General features: G+C 48.5%; 14 protein-coding genes. 9 read left to right on the top strand and 5 right to left on the bottom strand.

Going from position 1 to position 19,363, the window contains the following annotated elements; all coding sequences use genetic code 11:
• Positions 1-198 precede the first annotated feature (198 nt).
• Positions 199-2,232, top strand: a complete 2,034-nt coding sequence (locus DYH48_RS00580; RefSeq protein WP_115333770.1) for a TRAP transporter permease — start codon at positions 199-201, stop codon at positions 2,230-2,232.
• A 42-nt stretch (positions 2,233-2,274) separates the two neighbouring features.
• On the top strand, positions 2,275-2,700 hold the full coding sequence (locus tag DYH48_RS00575) for a DUF1850 domain-containing protein (RefSeq protein ID WP_115333769.1): 426 nt from the start codon (positions 2,275-2,277) through the stop codon (positions 2,698-2,700).
• Between the two features lie 27 nt (positions 2,701-2,727).
• Here DYH48_RS00575 and DYH48_RS00570 read toward each other — a convergent pair whose 3' ends face one another.
• Positions 2,728-3,711 carry a sensor domain-containing diguanylate cyclase gene (locus DYH48_RS00570; RefSeq protein ID WP_115333768.1) on the bottom strand — a complete coding sequence of 328 codons (984 nt, stop codon included), beginning with the start codon at positions 3,709-3,711 and terminating at the stop codon, positions 2,728-2,730.
• A gap of 141 nt (positions 3,712-3,852) precedes the next feature.
• Entirely contained in the window at positions 3,853-4,188 is a 336-nt protein-coding gene (locus DYH48_RS00565) for an FKBP-type peptidyl-prolyl cis-trans isomerase (RefSeq protein WP_011845636.1), read from the bottom strand.
• A 238-nt stretch (positions 4,189-4,426) separates the two neighbouring features.
• On the opposite strand from DYH48_RS00565, the gene trxC reads away from it, so the two are divergent.
• Entirely contained in the window at positions 4,427-4,849 is a 423-nt protein-coding gene (trxC, locus tag DYH48_RS00560) for a thioredoxin TrxC (RefSeq protein ID WP_086010705.1), read from the top strand.
• Positions 4,850-4,930: 81 nt separating this feature from the next.
• On the opposite strand, the gene DYH48_RS00555 is transcribed toward trxC, so the two are convergent.
• Positions 4,931-6,331 carry a DASS family sodium-coupled anion symporter gene (locus tag DYH48_RS00555; protein ID WP_071940038.1) on the bottom strand — a complete coding sequence of 467 codons (1,401 nt, stop codon included), beginning with the start codon at positions 6,329-6,331 and terminating at the stop codon, positions 4,931-4,933.
• Between the two features lie 610 nt (positions 6,332-6,941).
• On the opposite strand from DYH48_RS00555, the gene DYH48_RS00550 reads away from it, so the two are divergent.
• The 3 genes from DYH48_RS00550 (at position 6,942) to DYH48_RS00540 (ending at position 10,329) form a co-directional block, all read left to right on the top strand.
• Complete coding sequence (locus DYH48_RS00550; RefSeq protein ID WP_012090358.1) at positions 6,942-8,108, top strand: MFS transporter; 1,167 nt, start codon at positions 6,942-6,944, stop codon at positions 8,106-8,108.
• 339 nt (positions 8,109-8,447) lie between these two features.
• Positions 8,448-9,149 (top strand): pseudouridine synthase, encoded by a 702-nt coding sequence (locus DYH48_RS00545; protein WP_012090359.1) that lies wholly within the window; start codon positions 8,448-8,450, stop codon positions 9,147-9,149.
• Positions 9,150-9,441: 292 nt separating this feature from the next.
• Positions 9,442-10,329, top strand: a complete 888-nt coding sequence (locus DYH48_RS00540) for a prohibitin family protein (RefSeq protein WP_006079914.1) — start codon at positions 9,442-9,444, stop codon at positions 10,327-10,329.
• A gap of 114 nt (positions 10,330-10,443) precedes the next feature.
• Here DYH48_RS00540 and DYH48_RS00535 read toward each other — a convergent pair whose 3' ends face one another.
• The gene (locus DYH48_RS00535; RefSeq protein ID WP_115333767.1) at positions 10,444-11,940 is read right to left on the bottom strand and encodes an SO_0444 family Cu/Zn efflux transporter; all 1,497 of its coding nucleotides are present in this window, start codon (positions 11,938-11,940) and stop codon (positions 10,444-10,446) included.
• A 2-nt stretch (positions 11,941-11,942) separates the two neighbouring features.
• Complete coding sequence (zntR, locus tag DYH48_RS00530) at positions 11,943-12,473, bottom strand: Zn(2+)-responsive transcriptional regulator (protein WP_115333766.1); 531 nt, start codon at positions 12,471-12,473, stop codon at positions 11,943-11,945.
• Positions 12,474-12,825: 352 nt separating this feature from the next.
• Between zntR and purH the strand changes: the two genes are divergently transcribed.
• The 3 genes from purH to DYH48_RS00515 all read left to right on the top strand — a co-directional run bounded on the left by purH (position 12,826) and on the right by DYH48_RS00515 (position 19,264).
• Complete coding sequence (purH, locus tag DYH48_RS00525) at positions 12,826-14,424, top strand: bifunctional phosphoribosylaminoimidazolecarboxamide formyltransferase/IMP cyclohydrolase (protein WP_012090362.1); 1,599 nt, start codon at positions 12,826-12,828, stop codon at positions 14,422-14,424.
• Positions 14,425-14,554: 130 nt separating this feature from the next.
• Positions 14,555-15,853, top strand: coding sequence for a phosphoribosylamine--glycine ligase (purD, locus tag DYH48_RS00520; RefSeq protein WP_012090363.1), 1,299 nt, complete (start codon positions 14,555-14,557; stop codon positions 15,851-15,853).
• A gap of 177 nt (positions 15,854-16,030) precedes the next feature.
• The gene (locus tag DYH48_RS00515; RefSeq protein ID WP_115333765.1) at positions 16,031-19,264 is read left to right on the top strand and encodes an ImpA family metalloprotease; all 3,234 of its coding nucleotides are present in this window, start codon (positions 16,031-16,033) and stop codon (positions 19,262-19,264) included.
• Positions 19,265-19,363 lie beyond the last annotated feature (99 nt).

Genomic DNA, 19,363 nt, shown 5'->3' with positions numbered 1-19,363 from the left:
TTGCTGATATCTGTGCACCCTATTCCAAACTAAGCGATCGAGATGCCGTTGAATAACGGCATCTTTTTATATCCAAACAGCCTCAAACGGTAGAATTCAATCATTGATGCGCCTTGAATTGAAGCGTATCTGAAACTCGTATATTGAGGTAGCTTGGGTATATATCGCCCTCTGTAGTCTAATGCTGTGAGGCATAATATGAGTGATCCCCAACAAGGTCTCAGCGCTAATACAGGCGATTGGCCCAAGGCGCTGTTTTATACCGCCTTAATTTTTTCTATTTTTCAAATCATCACTGCCGCTTTTCATCCCGTGTCGACGCAAGTGCTGCGCGCCACCCATATTGGCTTTTTGCTGCTCGTGGTTTTTTTGAGTTATCCCGCCAGAGGTAAATCACAACCTTGGCAACCGCTCGCTTGGCTACTCGGTTTAGCAGGCATGGCAACGGCGGCTTATCAGTGGTATTTCGAAGCTGACTTAATTCAACGTTCTGGCGAGCTGACCGATGCGGACATGGTGATAGGTATCACTTTGATCGTATTGGTATTTGAAGCGGCGCGCCGAGTCATGGGCTGGGCACTACCTATTATCTGCGGCATCTTTTTGGCCTATGGCTTATTGGGTCAATACCTACCCGGCGATTTGATGCACCGCGGCTATGGCTTCGATCAAATTATCAACCAATTAGCCTTTGGCACCGAAGGCTTGTACGGCACACCAACCTATGTGTCGGCGACGTATATTTTCCTGTTTATTCTTTTCGGCTCCTTTTTAGAACAAGCCGGGATGATCCGTTTATTTACCGACTTTGCCATGGGATTGTTCGGCCACAAGCTCGGCGGCCCAGCTAAAGTCGCAGTGGTCTCATCGGCGCTGATGGGAACGATTACGGGCTCAGGAGTGGCCAACGTCGTCACTACAGGCCAATTTACCATTCCATTGATGAAGCGATTTGGCTATCGCTCCGCCTTCGCCGGTGGCGTGGAAGCGACCTCAAGTATGGGCAGCCAGATCATGCCACCGATCATGGGCGCCGTGGCCTTTATCATGGCCGAAACCATTAACGTGCCCTTTATCGAGATCGCTAAAGCGGCATTGATCCCTGCACTGCTTTATTTTTGCTCAGTATTCTGGATGGTGCACTTAGAGGCCAAACGCGCCAATCTTTGTGGCCTGCCAAAAGATCAATGTCCCGATCCTTGGGCGGCGATTAAAGAACGTTGGTATCTCCTTATCCCCTTGTTTATTTTGGTCTACTTGCTGTTTTCTGGCAGAACGCCGCTGTTCTCTGGCATGGTTGGTTTAGCGCTTACCTCGATAGTGATCTTAGGCTCGGCAATCGTCCTGCGGTTGTCATCAATGGCGATGCGGATTGCCTTTTGGATTGCCCTTGGGGTGTTATGTGCTGGCTTCTTCCAACTCGGGATCGGAGTCGTGTTTGGGGTTATCACCCTGCTAGTCGCCATTTGTTGGTTTATTAAGGGCGGCAAAGAAACCCTCACCGTTTGCTTACACGCATTGGTTGAAGGCGCGCGTCATGCTGTGCCTGTGGGTATTGCCTGCGCCTTAGTGGGCGTGATTATCGGCATAGTGTCACTCACAGGGATTGCTTCAACCTTCGCGAGCTACATTCTCGCCGTTGGCCAAGACAACCTGTTCTTGTCACTCGTGTTGACTATGATCACTTGCCTAGTGCTCGGCATGGGGATCCCGACGATTCCTAACTACATTATTACCAGCTCAATAGCCGCGCCCGCATTGCTTGACTTAGGCGTGCCCTTGATTGTGTCTCACATGTTTGTGTTCTATTTCGGCATCATGGCCGATCTCACGCCACCCGTTGCCTTGGCCTGCTTTGCCGCAGCGCCCATTGCGAAGGAATCCGGGCTTAAGATCAGTCTCTGGGCGATTCGTATTGCCATTGCAGGTTTTGTGATCCCCTTTATGGCGGTTTACGATCCAGCCTTGATGCTCCAAGGTGATAGCTTATTAGCGACGAGCTTTGTGGTGCTGAAGGCAACGGTCGGTATTGGTATTTGGGGCGTGATCTTTACCGGATATCTACTACAAAAACTCTATTGGTGGGAACGCGTTATCGGCTTCCTTGCGGGGGCAAGTTTGATCCTTGCGACGCCATTGAGCGATGAAATCGGCTTTGGACTCGCGCTGTTGTTTATCGTGCAGCACAGTTGGCGCGCACGCAAACTCAAACGTCTAGCAGAGCAAGGATAACCCCTTGGGATTGTCAGTCGTTAATAAGTCTAAGGTAAAGCTATGCTAGGCCTATGTTTAGGCCTAGCAGGTACCCTGTGGGCGCAAGTGCCCACAGACCACTTCACCTTGGCATGGAACCACACCATAGAGAAAATCCGCTGGGAGGAAGACTATCACGTCACACCTCAAGGCTTAGTGCTGGTCGAAGCGAGAGTAAAAGGCACTGGCGCGGGCATGGACATCCCAGATGATGCCTATCTTAAAAATGGCAGCTGGCATTATCGGCCCAAGCTACCCACTCTGCCTAAATTACGTTTAGGCCGCACACCCGAAGCAGGAGATTTTGATATTTGTTTTGCGCAGGCTTCTGGCAAGGTGCAATGCCAAGCCATGAGTCATTGGATTGGTCAGCCGAACAAGCAAGATGCCGCCGTTGAGGTGTGGGGTTGTGAACAGGCAAATGTCGCACCTATTGATGTTCGCTAGACGAGTAAATGACTGGCGGGTTAAGGGTTAGCAATCATCAGCTTGCTGGTAAAAGCGATAACCATTTTTCCCTTGGTGTTTCACGCGATACATAGCAGCATCCGCGCGATCGCAGCTTTTGGCAAAACTATCACCATAGCTAAATATATCGATACCGATACTCAGACCTATCTCCACGTCACAACCTTCAAGCAAAAAGCCCTGTCGATAAACATCGAGCAAGGATTGTGCGAGCATACCTAAAGATTCAATATCCGAGGACGGCAGTATGATCACAAACTCATCGCCACCTAGCCGAGCGATCTTCGCTAACTCACCCGAGTGAGACACTAACGTATGCGCCACATGCATCAATAAATTGTCGCCAAACTTATGGCCGTGACGGTCATTTAAGGCTTTAAAACCATCCAGATCGATAAAAAATAATGCACCGCGCATCTCAGGTTGCAAACACTCATCGAACGCTTTGGCTATGGCTTGGCGATTCATTAAGTTGGTGAGGGGATCGCTGTGCGCTAACAGTGCCAGATCAAGTTCGTAGCGTTTTTCTTGGGTGATATCGATATGACTGCCCATCATCCGCAGCGGCGTGCCATCGGCAAAACGTTCAACAATGCGCCCACGGTCAGACACCCAAGTGACGCTGCCATCTTTATGCAGCATTCTGTGTACTGCCTGGTAGTAATCGGACTTGCCACTGACATGATCTTCAAAGGCTTTTATCACCCATGCTTTATCTTCTGGGTGTAACTTACTTTTCCAGATATCAACGTGGGCGGCTAATTCTTCAGGACTAAAACCGAGCATTTCGCCCCAGCGCATATTGAATATCGTTAAATTCCCGCTTGGAATATGCTGTTCCCACAGACACAAACCATTGCCATCGAGGGCGGCAAACAGTTTTTCTTCGGCACGACGATTCAACGCCGTTAACTGAGCGTTTTCGCGTTTGAGCTGAGCAATTTCAGCCTGAAGTTGCTTGATGTGTTCTGCTGCCGTATCCGATGCCACGAAAAATCTCTTTCATTAAAGCGGGAAATCTTGTCCAGTGTAAAACACTCAATGCCGAAGCAAGATAGCGAGGAGTGCAAGATGAGCCAAAATCATATTGGCTCAATCGAGCTTACACAGACTATCGCTATCATGCCACGCTTAGTCGCGCGTCAACACTTCAAGCAATTCGATTTCAAAGGTGAGATCTGAATTTGGTTTAATATGCGCACCGACTTGGCGCTCGCCATAGGCTAAATGAGCTGGCACTAATAACTTACGTTTACCACCGACTTTCATCCCCATAATGCCTTGGTCCCAGCCTTTAATCACACGGCCAGTGCCAATCACACATTGAAATGCCTGACCGCGATCATAGGATGAATCGAATTGGGTGCCATCCTGCAAAAAACCACGGTATTGGGTGGTGATCAGCGCGCCTTTTACCGCTTCTTTTCCTTCGCCCACTTGCAGATCGATTACTTCTAATTCCGTCATTTCTTCACTCTCTTTTCTTTTCGTACTTAATAAATGGCGCGATATTCAACTTTGTGCAGGATTTTATCACCGACGACCACGCTTGTCGGCGCTATTGCCACATTTCTGCGGCTCGGTTCACTGCTTTATTCTTGAGAATAAGGTCACCATGGGCGATAACATCATCACTCCCCCTTTAAATAACCGTCCGTTAACCCAATATATTAGCCGTATAGACATTTTATTTTGGAGCTTTGCCATGATTATTGCCTGCCCCCATTGCGATACGTTAAACCGCGTTCCCGATGAGCGTGTCAACCAGCAACCCACTTGCGGTAAATGTAAGCTCAGTGTCTTTACGGCTGCGCCGATTGAACTCACTAGCGCAAACTTTGCCAACCATGCCAATAAATCAGAGCTTCCCCTAGTCGTTGATTTTTGGGCCAGTTGGTGTGGCCCCTGTAAAAGTTTTGCCCCGGTATTTTCCGCGGCAGCTAAGACGTGGGAACCTCAATTTCGCTTCGGTAAAATCAATACTGAAGAACAGCAGGCCCTCGCAGCGCAATTTAATATTCGCTCGATTCCCACTCTTATGATTTTCAAGCAAGGGAAAATACTCGCACAGCAAGCGGGCGCTTTACCTCAGTCAGCCTTAAATCAATGGTTAAAAAGCCATAGTTAATCGCAGATAACTATTTCGCTCCCATAAAAATACCCAGACTCGCTGGGTATTTTGTTTTACGTGGTTCTCAATCTACTGACATCAGATATCCCAAAAAACATGGGCGATAATGCCTAGCACTATCATGCTGATAAAGTTGATGATCATACCAACTCGCACCATTTCCGATTGCTTGATATGGCCAGAACCATAAACGATCGCATTGGGCGGCGTCGCCACTGGCAGCATAAAGGCGCAGGACGCGGCGATACCAATCAGCACAGATAACATCACAGGCGATACGCCTAATGCCTCGGCAATCGCTGCAAATACAGGCACTAACAGTGCGGCGCTGGCAGTGTTACTGGCAAACTCGGTCAGCATCACCACAAAGGCAATCACAGCAAAGACGAACAACGACATGTGCGTACTGCCGAAAATATCTGTCATCCAGTGGGCTAAAAACACACTAGTACCTGTGGTTTTCAACACTGCGCTTAGCGTTAAACCGCCGCCAAACAGTATTAGTACTCCCCAATCTGTGGTCGATTCAATCTTCTTCCAGCCAACTAACCCTAAGCCCGCGAGCAAAACAACCGCGCCTAACGCTACGATAGTATCGAACTGAGTGATGCCACCTAATGCCTTGGCTAATGGCACACTGAAAATCCAGCAACATACTGTCGCGAGGAAGATAAGCAGGGTGAATTTACCTTGGAACGTCAGCTTCTGCGCTTCAACTTGCACATCGAACTTGGCAGAAAGATCCGGCTTAAAATACCAATACAAGGCAATCAACATTAACGGCAACATGAGGATAACGGTCGGAATACCAAACTTGAGCCAGTCACTAAAACTCAAGCCAACTTGCGCCGCAGCAATCGCATTCGGTGGACTGCCCACTAAAGTACCGATACCGCCTATGTTGGCCGAATAGGCAATCCCGAGCAGTAAAAACACATAAGTGCTGTGGTATTTTTCGCGGTCTAGTTGCTGCAAAATCCCGAGTGCCAATGGCAACATCATCGCCGTGGTGGCGGTATTGCTGATCCACATAGAGAGCAGTGCCGTCACCCCAAACAGCATAAAGCAAGCGATACTGAGTTTGCCCTTAGAGGCCAAAAGCAGCTTTTGGGCGATTAAGGTATCAATCTTTTGATGGTGCAAAGCCGCAGCCAGTACGAAGCCACCGAAGAATAAATAAATGATGGGATTAGCAAAGCTACTCATTGCTTCCTTGGTTTCAAACACCCCAAAGAATACGGCTAGTATAGGCACGAGAATCGCAGTGATACTGATGTGGATCGCTTCGGTCAACCAAAGAATGCCAGCGAAAACCAGAATCGCCAGACCCGTGTTCACCCCTTGTTCGAAAGGTAAGCCGTAATAGAGTGCAAATAACAGCACAATATCCGCCGCTAGGATCAGCATTTTCTTTTTATCGAGCCCCTCGCTGACCGGAGCTTTGTTAGGTGGAACAGTGCTTGAATCTGTTGATGACATGGTTACAACCTTAATACCATTTTATTTTGACGCAAATTTAGGGCATAGATCACACTTGGCAAAGCGGTTTATTTTGTAATTTTATCACCCAGCAACAACATTTATTGCTGAGACAGCGCGCAGAAATAGCCGATTCGCGACAATAATCACCAAATTCTGATCGACACCTTTGTTTTTAATTTTCAAACGAGCAAAGTTCGAACAAAACCTTACCTATGCTGTAATTTTATTAATGTTTAAAACTGCGACATAGATCACGCCACGCTTTCTATCAAGGTGATAAACAGCCAATTCATCATACCTTCTTATTATTTGTAGGATTCGGTATGAGCCTCCAAATTTGGTACTAAGTTGAATGTGTTTGGCGCTAAATCGAATATAGCTGTCGTTGAACAAGCACTAAAACAGCGATGCAGTGAAACCACGCGTTCAACACAAACCCATTGCAACAAAGCAACATAGAAAACCCAATATCTACATGAATAATAAACACAAATATTATTCACCACCACAGTCAATCTAACTCACTTTACCCTGTCAGCGATCCAGCCTAAAGTCGCGACCGCAACCCTGCCTAGCGTATAATATTTGTCTGTTTTCGGAACCGCCCGTGGAAAAAATTGCCTTAACTCAGTCGGCTCAAAAGCCCAGTCTTTTCGTCCCCGTCGCAGGGTTAAGTTTGTTTGCTTTGGCATCTGGCTACTTGATGAGCTTAATCCCACTGTCACTCACTTTTTTCGAACTCAGCACTTCACTTGCCCCATTACTTGCGAGTATTTTTTATTTAGGTTTACTGCTGGGAGCGCCTTGTATTGCTCCCATTGTTACCCGTATCGGTCACAGTAAAGCCTTTATCCTTTTTTTGAATATCCTGCTTTGTAGCGTTGTCGCTATGATATTAATCCCCAAAAGTGGCGTCTGGTTAGCCTCTCGACTCGTCGCGGGATTTGCGGTTGCAGGGATTTTTGTGGTGGTTGAATCATGGCTATTAATGGCCGATACCCAAAAGCAACGCGCTAAGCGGCTTGGGCTTTACATGACAGCGCTTTATGGCGGTACTGCCATAGGACAATTAGCCATAGATTATTTAGGTACAAAGGGCAATCTACCTTACCTAGTGGTCATGGGATTATTAGCCGCGGCAAGTTTACCTGCGTTATTGGTAAAACGCGGTCAACCTCAGGTAAGCGAACAACAGTCAATGTCATTGTCTGCACTAAAAAACCTAAGTCAGCCTGCCATTATGGGATGCTTAGTCTCTGGATTATTGCTCGGCCCTATCTATGGTTTACTGCCCATTTATGTGGCACTGGATATGGGGCTTGATCAGCAAACAGGACAATTTATGGCCCTCATCATAGTGGGTGGCATGCTAGTACAGCCTTTAGTCAGTTATTTATCTCCTATATTTAACAAAAGTGGCTTGATAGTGAGCTTTAGCCTACTGGGCATCGCGGCATTATTACTACTCAGTCAGCATTCAAGTATGACGCTGATTATTGGATTTCTATTGCTTGGCGCCAGCGCTTTTGCCCTTTACCCGATAGCAATCAGTCTAGCTTGTGACAACTTGCCTGCTAGCCAAATGGTTTCAGTGGCGCAAGTGATGCTGCTGAGCTATTCGGTGGGGTCAGTGATAGGGCCATTAGTTGCCAGCAGCTTTGGCCAAACGGAGTTCGGCTTACTCATTTATTTAGGCATATGCTGTATTCTGAGCAGTATTTACATTTTTGCTCAATTGCTTATTAACACTAAGCCCAGTTTTTCTTCGCCTTAAAAGTCCCCATAAAACACCTTGCACTGCTACTTAATAGACAGCTACTTAATTGGAAGCGACTTAATAGACAGGCACTCAATAGGTAGGCACTCAATAGGTAGGCACTCAATAAGCCGCCACTAAATGAACGGCATGTTCATCGAGTGGCTCAAATAGAAACACCTGCGCTAAAATCAACACAAAAAGAGCTGCAAGATGATTATCAAAGGTCATTAGTTAGAAAATATAATAAAATCAACACGCTTAGTTTTAACATTTATACAGAGCAGTTGCTTATCCTCCCTGAGTCGCGATAATACCGCTTACCCGTGCTCACCGCTCTGCCTGAGATCTTTCACTATGCGCCTCGATAAATTCCTCTGTAAAAGCACAGATCTTGATCGTGATGCCGCAAGTGTCGCCATTCTTAGCGGCTCAGTCACAGTCAATGGCGTTATCGCGACAGACTGCGCAATGCAAGTGCATGAAAATAATGCCGTCTGCTTTAATGGAAAGTCGCTAGTGCCACGTCCATCCCGCTATTTCATGTTGCACAAACCCGCCGATACCTTGTGTTCGAATGTAGATGGCGCCTACCCTTCGCTGTTTCATCTGCTCGATATTGAGCGTGCATTTGACCTACACATCGTTGGTCGCTTAGATGCCGATACCACGGGCTTAGTGCTACTCACAGACGATGGCCGCTGGTCGTTTAATATTATCTCGCCTCAATATCAGTGCAAAAAAGTCTATCGTGTCCAACTGCGAGATCCACTCGACAGCGAGGCGACTGCAGCCATAGCCGCAACGTTTACCGCAGGGCTGCAATTACAGGGCGAAACTGCCCTCACTCTGCCAGCAACACTGCAGCAAGTGGATGACAAAACCGTGCTACTCACGCTCACCGAAGGCAAGTTTCATCAAGTTAAAAGGATGTTCGCTGCCGTGGGCAATAAAGTGGTTGCCCTGCACAGGGCACAAATTGGCGCAGTTACCTTAGATGTGGACGTTGGAGAATGGCGCGAGTTAACCTTAGCCGAGATAGCCTCCTTCACAGCCTAAGCTTTTATAAAAAAACAATTTCCAGCGATCATTTCAGTGTTGTTCATTCAACCATTCCTACAATGTCATACCTACAAACAGCCTTGAGCTGGGTACTGAATTCCATCACTAAGACGCAGCAAATACATCGCATGTCCCGTCATTCCGACAGTTATCGAATTGTTGCCACCACTTCACCATTCAGTTACATTGCTTTTTAAAACACAGCTCACTTAGCCGCCTTGTTGAAGGCTAATCGAGCACCACGCCTGACTCACGCTTTATCGATACTGTTACCAGCAAAGGAAGCTAAATGATTAAAAATGAACTCAATCTACCGAGCTCAATCGGCCTCAGCAAGATTATTCCCATCGTTATTCTGTTAATCCTCTTTATCTCTTTATTTGGCAGTTGGTATACGGTTGACCAAGGTGAACGTGGCGTACTGCTGCGTAACGGTAAAGTTATCGGAACTGCAGAACCTGGGCTCGGGTTTAAAATCCCACTGATAGACACTGTGGTGAAGATTTCAACCCAAACGCACACCACCAGTTATACCTCGCTGCAAGCCTATAGCCGCGATCAACAACCCGCGACACTTAACGCATCGGTGACGTTTAGCGTACCGCCAGACCGCGTCGAAGAAGTGTATGCTAACTTCAAAAGTATCGATGCCATGGTCACACGCCTGCTCGACAGACAAGTGCCAACTCAAGTCGAAAACATCTTCGGTAAATACACGGCGATTTCAGTCGTACAAGAGCGGATCAAATTCGGTATTGATGTGACCAGCGCGATCACTAACTCGATCAAAGGTCCGGTAGAAATCAACTCAGTGCAGATTGAGAATATCGACTTTTCCAACGCCTATGAAAAATCCGTCGAAGACAGAATGCGCGCCGAAGTCGAAGTGCAAACTCAACTGCAGAATCTAGAGAAAGAACGCGTCAGCGCGCAAATCGCCGTCACCCAAGCGCAAGCACAGGCCGACTCGCAATTGGCCCGCGCTAAGGCTGAAGCCGAAAGTATTCGTATCAAAGGTGATGCAGAAGCCTCTGCGATTAAGAGCCGCGCCGAAGCGCTGGCACAAAATCAAAACTTAGTTGAATTAACCAAAGCGGAAAAGTGGGACGGCAAACTACCGACGACTATGCTGCCGACAGGCACTCTGCCCTTTATCGATGTGAAAAAAGGCAACTAAGCTTAGGTTTAGCCCGAGCAAAAACATCAATCGACAATAAAAATCCCAGTGTTAGCGCTAACACTGGGATTTTTCGTTATTCGCTCGATAATTACTGAGCGGAATATGAGCCGATTAAGAACAGCAATCGTTGCGGCGGATCCAGCTTCGAGGAATTTTTTCAAACACCACTTTCGCCATGAGTAACGCCAGTACTATGCCAGAAGTTGCCACTAGCCACTGAGGTAACATTTGGTGCTGCTCACCAATCTGTGGCATCACCACAAAGCCAAAGCTATCCACCAGATAATTGACTAATATTCCCGCGATTAAGGCCACGCCGATCACGCCGCCCAAGTATCCCCACAACGCACGCTTACCTAACTCTTTAGCCACCACACCTAAGGTTGCGATATTAGTCGCAGGACCCGCCATCATAAACACTAAAACGGCACCCGGTGACACACCCGCCAGCAATAGTCCGGCAGCAATCGGTGTCGATGCCGTCGCGCAGATGTACATAGGCACAGAGACCAACACCATCACTAACATGGCTAAGATACCGTCGCCCCATTGCGCCAAAAAGTCAGCAGGGACATAGGTTTGCACCAGCGCGGCGAAGAATAAGCCCACCAGCAGCCACAAGGTAGTGTCACGCACTAAATCCGTTGCCGCATATTTAAGACCAATACCGACGCGGCTTAATACGGATTGCGACTTTAACTCAGTCGCCATATCTTGGGTCGAAGCGCAGCAGCTATCCGCTTCACCTTGTGCTTGAGGAGCATGGGCACTGTGATCATGTGTTTCAGACTCGGCTTTGTTTGAAGTGCCGCAACAGGCGCCCTTTTTTACCACAAGGATTTTCTCAGGGGTGACAGATTCAGCTGTGTTACTGGCGCAGCAGGATACTGTTTTCTCAGTTTTTATCACACCGACGTTCGCAATACTTCCGCCATGAGCCGTCATTAGGCTAGACGTTGCAGCCATAGGCGTCATTTTGATCGCACTCTTAGGCTCAGTCTTCTGCTCACTATCAGTATGACTTTCAGTGCCGCAGCAGGATGCAGCCGCTTTAACAGGCACTAAAGTTGGCTCTTTAGTTGATGAGCAACAGCTTTTAAGCGGTTCGGCTTTAACAGCTTGAGACTGAGTCGCAGATTTCAACGCACAGCAGGCCGCCACGGGTGCGTCGCTAGCTGACTTGGACTCTGATTTAACCGCAGGCTTGCCATCGTCGTCATCGCGGCCAACGAGTAAGCCAGCCACAATCGCACTGGTAATCGCAGCAATCGGTCTGACGATCGCCATAAAGGGGCCGAGTAACACGTAGGAAACGGCGATTGAATCGACGCCTGTTTCTGGCGTCGACACTAAAAAGGAGGTAGTTGCCGCTTTAGAGGCTCCTGAACGGCGTAACCCTACCGCCGCAGGAATCACGCCACAAGAACACAAAGGTAAAGGTGCACCGAGCAACGCCGCCTTCACCACAGTTTTAAAACCGTGACCGCCGAGCTGCTTTTGCATCCACACCATTGGTACGAATACTTTTAATAGCCCAGCCAGGATCAGGCCTAATAACAACCAAGGCGCCGAGTCTAAAAACAGATCGATAAAATTCTTCAGTAACATAATTAATTCCCTGACTCATCATGGATTGTTTTGCCGTGAGTATGCTGGTGCGACTCATTTTGATGTGCTTTGTGCTGATGCGTTTCGTGCTGATTTCCATCATGAGAATGATGCTCTACGCGTACCCGCTCAGTACTGGATTCCAACGCCTCTAAAATCGAGCAATGTTCGGCGCTGCGCGGCCCGCCACAACAGGCATCGGACAGACTTTGTAAACTGGTTTGAAAATGATTCAGCTCGGCGATTTTGGCCTGTACTTGGGCCAATTTAATATCGACCATACCCTTCACATCGGCGCAGACGCGATTAGATTTATCAAGTTCGATTGAAAGCAATTCACTGATTTCATTGAGGGTAAAACCCACGGCCTTCGCCCGTAAGATAAAACGCAGTCGCGCGGCATCGGCCTCGGTATACACTCGATAGCCTGACTCGGTACGGCTCGACGGCGCGAGCAGACCGTGCTTCTCGTAGAATCTCAACGTGTCGGCTTTCACCTCACACAAATCCGCCAGTTCACCAATACGATACATGTCTTCATCCTTTGCGAAATCGCGCCCAACTCAGGGGGAGTTTCCAGCATACAACTCAATAATGCGAGTATAAACCTTGGAGCCTACTCCAAGGTCAAGGGGTAATTCATACTTTACATAAAGTCGGCCGAGTCACGTCACTTTGTTCTGATATGAATATTGTGAAATCACGCAGAAAAAACACCCGCAAATCGAGTTTTACGTTAGAATACGCGCGCCGTGATGAAGGGATAAAAAGTTAGCTAATAAAGTAAAAATAGGACCAAGGGACTTTTGGAAAGCGGTGCAGCGCTAAGGCTGTTCTGTTTTCCGAAAGATCCTTGAAACTAAAATAACTGGACCCTGTACCCAAATGACTGCTGCAAATAATGCCAGACCCATTCGTCGCGCGCTGTTAAGCGTTTCAGATAAAACCGGAATTCTCGAGTTCGCCAAAGCACTTCACGCCCAAGGTGTGGAGCTGTTGTCAACTGGCGGCACCGCTCGCCTGTTAGCGGATAACGGCGTGCCTGTTATCGAAGTATCTGATTACACAGGACACCCTGAGATCATGGACGGTCGCGTTAAGACGCTGCACCCTAAAGTGCACGGCGGCATTTTGGCGCGCCGCGGTCTTGATGAAAGCGTGATGGCCGACAACAATATCAATGCCATCGATCTGGTTGCGGTTAACCTTTATCCTTTCGCTGAAACTGTGGCTAAAGCCGGTTGTACCTTAGAAGACGCTATCGAAAATATCGATATTGGCGGCCCAACTATGGTGCGCGCAGCGGCAAAAAACCACAAAGACGTCACCATAGTCGTTAATGCCGCCGATTACTCACGCGTACTGGCAGAAATGACGGCTAACAATGGCAGCACGACCCATGCGACGCGTTTCGACTTAGCGATTGCGGCCTTTGAGCACACTGCGGGTTACGATGGCATGATCGCCAACTACTTCGGCACTATGGTTCCTGCGCATAGCACGGACGAATGCTTTGCTGATTCTAAGTTCCCACGCACGTTCAACACCCAATTAGTGAAGAAGCAAGACTTACGCTATGGCGAAAACAGCCATCAAGCGGCGGCCTTCTATGTCGATACGAAAATTGATGAAGCCTCTGTGGCGACGGCAATTCAGTTGCAAGGCAAAGCCTTGTCTTACAACAACATTGCCGATACCGACGCCGCTCTTGAGTGCGTAAAAGAATTCTTGGAACCCGCCTGCGTTATCGTTAAACACGCTAACCCATGTGGTGTGGCCTTAGGTAAAGACTTGCTCGATGCCTATAACCGCGCTTATCAAACTGACCCAACCTCAGCCTTCGGTGGCATTATTGCTTTCAACGGCGAGTTAGATGCCGCGACGGCGAGTGCTATCGTTGAGCGTCAATTCGTTGAAGTGATTATCGCCCCAAGCGTCAGCCAAGCGGCGCGCGATGTGGTGGCGAAAAAGACCAACGTGCGTTTATTGGAATGTGGTCAGTGGAACACTAAGACCCAAACCTTAGACTACAAACGCGTTAACGGCGGCTTGTTAGTACAAGATCGCGACCAAGGCATGGTCGGCTTAGAAGACATCAAAGTGGTTTCTAAACGTCAACCAACTGCAAGCGAACTGAAAGACTTAATGTTCTGCTGGAAAGTGGCGAAATTCGTTAAATCTAACGCCATCGTTTATGCCAAAGACGGCATGACTATCGGTGTCGGCGCAGGCCAAATGAGCCGCGTTTACAGCGCTAAAATCGCTGGCATCAAGGCCGCCGATGAAGGCTTAGAAGTAGTGAACTCTGTGATGGCATCCGATGCTTTCTTCCCCTTCCGTGACGGTATCGATGCCGCAGCGGCTGCGGGCATTAGCTGCATCATCCAACCGGGTGGCTCAATGCGCGATGCTGAAATCATCGCTGCAGCAGACGAGCACGGCATGGCCATGGTGATGACGGGCATGCGCCACTTCCGTCACTAATCGCCACTAAGCAGCCAGCACTCAATCAGTACTGGCTGCTTTTTTGTTTTACCACTCTTTGTTTTACCGCACTCTGGTTTAGACCACAGTGTGCCTACACAGAACATAAAACTCTAAGGGATGACTTAACATGAAAGTATTAGTTATTGGTGGCGGCGGTCGCGAACATGCCCTAGCGTGGAAAGCTGCACAATCGGCTCAAGTTGAAACTGTCTATGTTGCGCCAGGCAATGCGGGCACAGCCCTAGAACCTAATGTTGAAAATCTGGCGATCAGCGCCACTGACATTCCTGCTCTGCTCGATTTTGCAAAAACCAACAAAATTGAACTGACTATAGTCGGCCCAGAAGCGCCATTAGTGATGGGCGTAGTTGATGCATTCAACGCCGCAGGTTTACCGATTTTTGGCCCAACTAAGGCGGCAGCTCAGCTCGAAGGTTCAAAAGCCTTCACTAAGGACTTTTTAGCCCGCCACAATATTCCAACAGCGGGTTACAAAAATTGCACTGAAATCAGGGATGCTAAAGCCTTCGTGCGTGAATTAACGGCCACCACTGGTTATCCAGTGGTCATTAAAGCTGACGGTTTAGCCGCAGGTAAAGGCGTGATTATTGCCCAAGACCAAGCTGAAGCCGATGCTGCGATTGATGACATGCTCGCCGGTAACAAGTTTGGCGATGCGGGTTCACGCGTGGTCATTGAAGAATTCCTTAAAGGCGAAGAAGCCAGCTTCATCGTAATGGTCGATGGCAAAAACATTCTGCCAATGGCGACCAGCCAAGATCATAAAGCCCGCGATAACGGCGACTATGGTCCAAACACGGGTGGTATGGGCGCTTACTCGCCAGCACCTGTGGTGACTCAAGCGGTACACGATTGGACTGTGGCAAACGTGATTCGTCCAACGGTTGATGGCATGGCGGCAGAAGGCAATATCTACACAGGCTTTTTGTATGCTGGCTTGATGATATCACCCGATGGCAGCGCCAAAGTGCTTGAGTACAACTGCCGCTTTGGCGATCCAGAAACTCAGCCAATCATGATGCGGTTAAAGTCTGACTTAGTGGAACTGTGTTTAGCCGCCACCCGTGGCGAGTTAGATAAAGTGACAGCTGAATACGACGAGCGCGCCGCCGTGGGCGTGGTATTAGCCGCTGGCGGTTATCCAGATGAGTATCGCAAATTTGATGTGATTGACGGTCTCAGCCTTGGTGATAACAATGGCAAAGTGTTCCATGCTGGCACTGAGATGAAAGACGGCCACGTGGTCACCAACGGCGGTCGCGTACTCTGCGCGACTGCACTGGGTAACACAGTGACCGAAGCGCAAAAAGCCGCCTATAAATTGGTTGATGAAATCCACTGGGATGATGTGTATTTCCGTACCGATATTGGCTACCGTGCTATTGCACGTGAACAGCAAGACTAATTGCTAGGCGCGTTAAAAAACCGGCCAGAAGCCGGTTTTTTTGTGTCTGAATTTTGACGAGCGTCAAATATAACGTCATGATTTTCAATAAAATTACATAATTAATTCTATTGAAAATTGGAGCAACGAGATACAATGTCAACCAAATGTTAAATACCTAAATATAAAGGACTCCCAATGAGGATTAGACTGCTGTGCGCCTCCATCGCCATACTGCTTAGTGGATGCGGTGGTGGCTCAGAAGATGCTGGCACGACCACACCACCGACTCAGCCGCCAGTCCAACCTCCCGCGCCGGTGCAATACATTGCTAGTAGTGTGTCAGCAAATGGCGGAGCCTTAGATCCAAGCAGTCAAAAAGTGGAGTCAGGTAAAAGCGCTATTTTTAGCATTACTGCCGATATTGGCTTTGCACTCGAAGGCATTACTGGCTGTGGTGGCACGCTAAATGCGCTAACTTACACCACTGCGTCCATGACGGCGGATTGCACTGTCACGCCGACATTTATTGCTAACGCCGAAAATGCCATTAAGCATCAAGACCACAGGCTTGCCAGTGCGAGTGAGTTAATTGATTTCAGCATCGCCAAACTCGCTAGTATCGACATCAAACGTAAAGCCCAGATAAATCAGCTATATCAAGGTGTCGGTAGCAGCATCTCTTGGCACCCGACTCACGACTCAATTACCTTTTCGAGCTTTATGCCAGAGAACAATTTTACTGTTTTGCCATCGAATATCGATGGCAGTGGTGCAAGCGCGGCTCGCGGTTTAGTGATGGCGGGCGAGCAACAAGGGCAAAGATATGCGGCCATGGGAGGAAATCTCTTTTCCGTCAACACTTCAGCTCAAACCGATACTTTGCTGAAAAATCTTTTAGGCTGGCTGACCAAAGGCGCCGATAAAACCGACGGCCTCAGTATAGTGACCACGCAAATGCCGAGCAAAGCCGACAGTTGGTACTTTCCCCATAACGAAGATATTCGCACTTGGCTTGCAAACAACTACCCCGCAGCCCATAGCATTAATGCGGCAAACACCTGTGACTACAGTGAGTTAAGCAACTGTATCGACACACTCAAGCCCGATGTGATAGTGATTAGTGACATAGACCGTCAGTCCCTCGGTTTTGCAGGCATTAAAGCTGCTATCGCTAAGGCCAAAGCGGCGGGCATTCCCTTGCTACTCTCAAACTACTGGCGCAATCAAAGCCCAATGCTATCGCCGCTTTATCTTGAAATGGGGCTTTCAACCTCAGGTAATTATTGGTCAAAGCTGAATGCCAGCGACCTCAGTGTGACTGATGTTTTGGCCGAAGATACCGCCCTGACCAAGGTAAATAATTTGCTCGGCAAGCTCAATGAAGCAAGCTTCGATACCTCAGTGCTTAACGACTGCACAGGTAATTATCTCAGTTGTAATGCTGCCGCCTTTGTTGACTCGTTCAAAGCGGGTGCTGATTGGTATCGAGCCAATGCCGAAACCTTAGATAACAATGCAATTGATGTGTTTACCAAGGCAGACTTCCCTTTGATGAAGGCCGGACTGTTACTCGCCGATAAGTATCGCAGCGAGATTGATTACCCCATAGCCTACAGCGAGCACGCACAATGGCAGCGGGCACTGTTTGCCGATTGGACCGTCAGCTATGCCCGCGTCCATAACTTAGCCCAGCCTGATTTGGGTGAATATGTCACCGACAGAGCTAACCTCAGCAAGGGCAGCAATGCGCACTACGCTTATCCTGCGACTGTCACAGAACGTAAAACCATTAGCGTGCCCTATACAGGCCAATGGACGACTACAGGCTGGTATGCACTGCCGGGTCAAACCATCAAATTTACTCGCCTCGATAGCAGCGCTGCGAATGTGGAGATCAAACTCAACTACCACAGACGTAACACTAACCGCGCCTATGAGCAGAAAATCTATCGCGGCCCATTGGAGTTGACACAGCAACGCCTGCGCTTAGCACAAGGAAAAAGTATTGAGTTTTCCTCCCCCTACGGCGGGCCGATTTATCTATACATCAATAGTGATGCTTCGAGTGTTGATGGCGCGTTAAGTGTTGATGTCAACGCTGAGCATGTCGCTAAACATCCGACCATTATGGATTTCTCCAATCCAGCTGAAATCGCGGCCTTTAACGAACGCATTCAGAATACCGAATTACCCCATGTGGACTTGCGCACCGATGGTGCAGAGCAGCATCTACGTCGCGACCGCTTCTTAAACGCCATCGGTACCGATATGCCTGATGTCAACGCGCTGCTCAACAGCATTGTCGATGACCATATCAACAGCGTTTACACCTTAGCTGGCCTTAAAATTCAAGGTAACAGTCTAAGTGAATCCTTACCCGCCGATGTGCTAGCGGCCTGCAAAGGACTGTTTGGCGACGACTGTATCGACAATAGTCTGCATACCCGCACTATTATTCAACACGCCAATTATGACCAAAATGCCCAGTGCGGAGCCGGTTGTAGTGGTAATCCTTGGGATGCGGCATGGAATATCGACCCAACGGGCTGGGGTGATAACCATGAGTTAGGCCATAATCTGCAAACGAACCGCCTCAATGTGCAATATGCCGCGGCAAACAATAGTGACAACTGGGCAGGTTATAGTAGTCGCGCGGGGGAAAACTCCAACAATATCTTCCCTTATGTAGTGAAGTGGAAAACCCATTATCTGCGCGATAATAATACCGATACGGTTACTGATGGCCACATGAACCATAAAGATCTCTTCTATGTGTTTATGTCCGATGCTGCGGGCACAACAGATACCAGCGGTAAGCGCGTGGTGTTTGGCGCTAACTGTAAAGTGCTCGATGCAGGTGAAGACAGATACACAGCGCCTTGGGCCAGCAATGCATATGCTGTGCATAACGGCTATCGCATGGCGTTTTACATCCAAATGGCACTAAAGGCCCACGGCATGACGCTGAGCGATGGCACCATGCTGAACAATGGCTTTAATCTCTTTACCTTGCTGTATCAACACAGTCGTATTTTTGGCAAATATGCCAATAACGCCAGTGATTGGGAAGCGAACCGCAGCAAACTGGGCTTTAGCCAATTTCCGTTTGACGGCAATAGTGTCTACGGCGAAAAAACCGTGAAAGATATCCCCGGCAACGACTTTATGCTGGTGTCTTTGAGTCAGCTCACAGGCAAAGATTGGCGTAGCCACTTTGATTTGTTGGGTCTGCGCTACTCAAGCCTTGCAGCCGCGCAAACGGTCGCTAATGCGACCTCGAGTACTATGCCCATGGGCATGTATGAGCTAGAAACTGACTTGCCGCCAGCGAACATGAGCCAAGGTTTAACCTTTGTGTCACTGTCACTCACTGATGGCACTACACAGTGGAAAGGCGTGGGTTCGCCAACCCAGTGCACCAAACCATAAGTGCACTAAGCCTTAATCGCGCTAAGATACTAACGCAACTCATAAACCTCGCTCTGGCGGGGTTTATTTTTACCTGAAAAATGTGACCTAAAGCACATA

It is taken from the genome of Shewanella baltica (assembly GCF_900456975.1).
GTDB lineage: Bacteria > Pseudomonadota > Gammaproteobacteria > Enterobacterales > Shewanellaceae > Shewanella > Shewanella baltica.
This window is presented reverse-complemented; position numbering and strand designations above follow the sequence as displayed.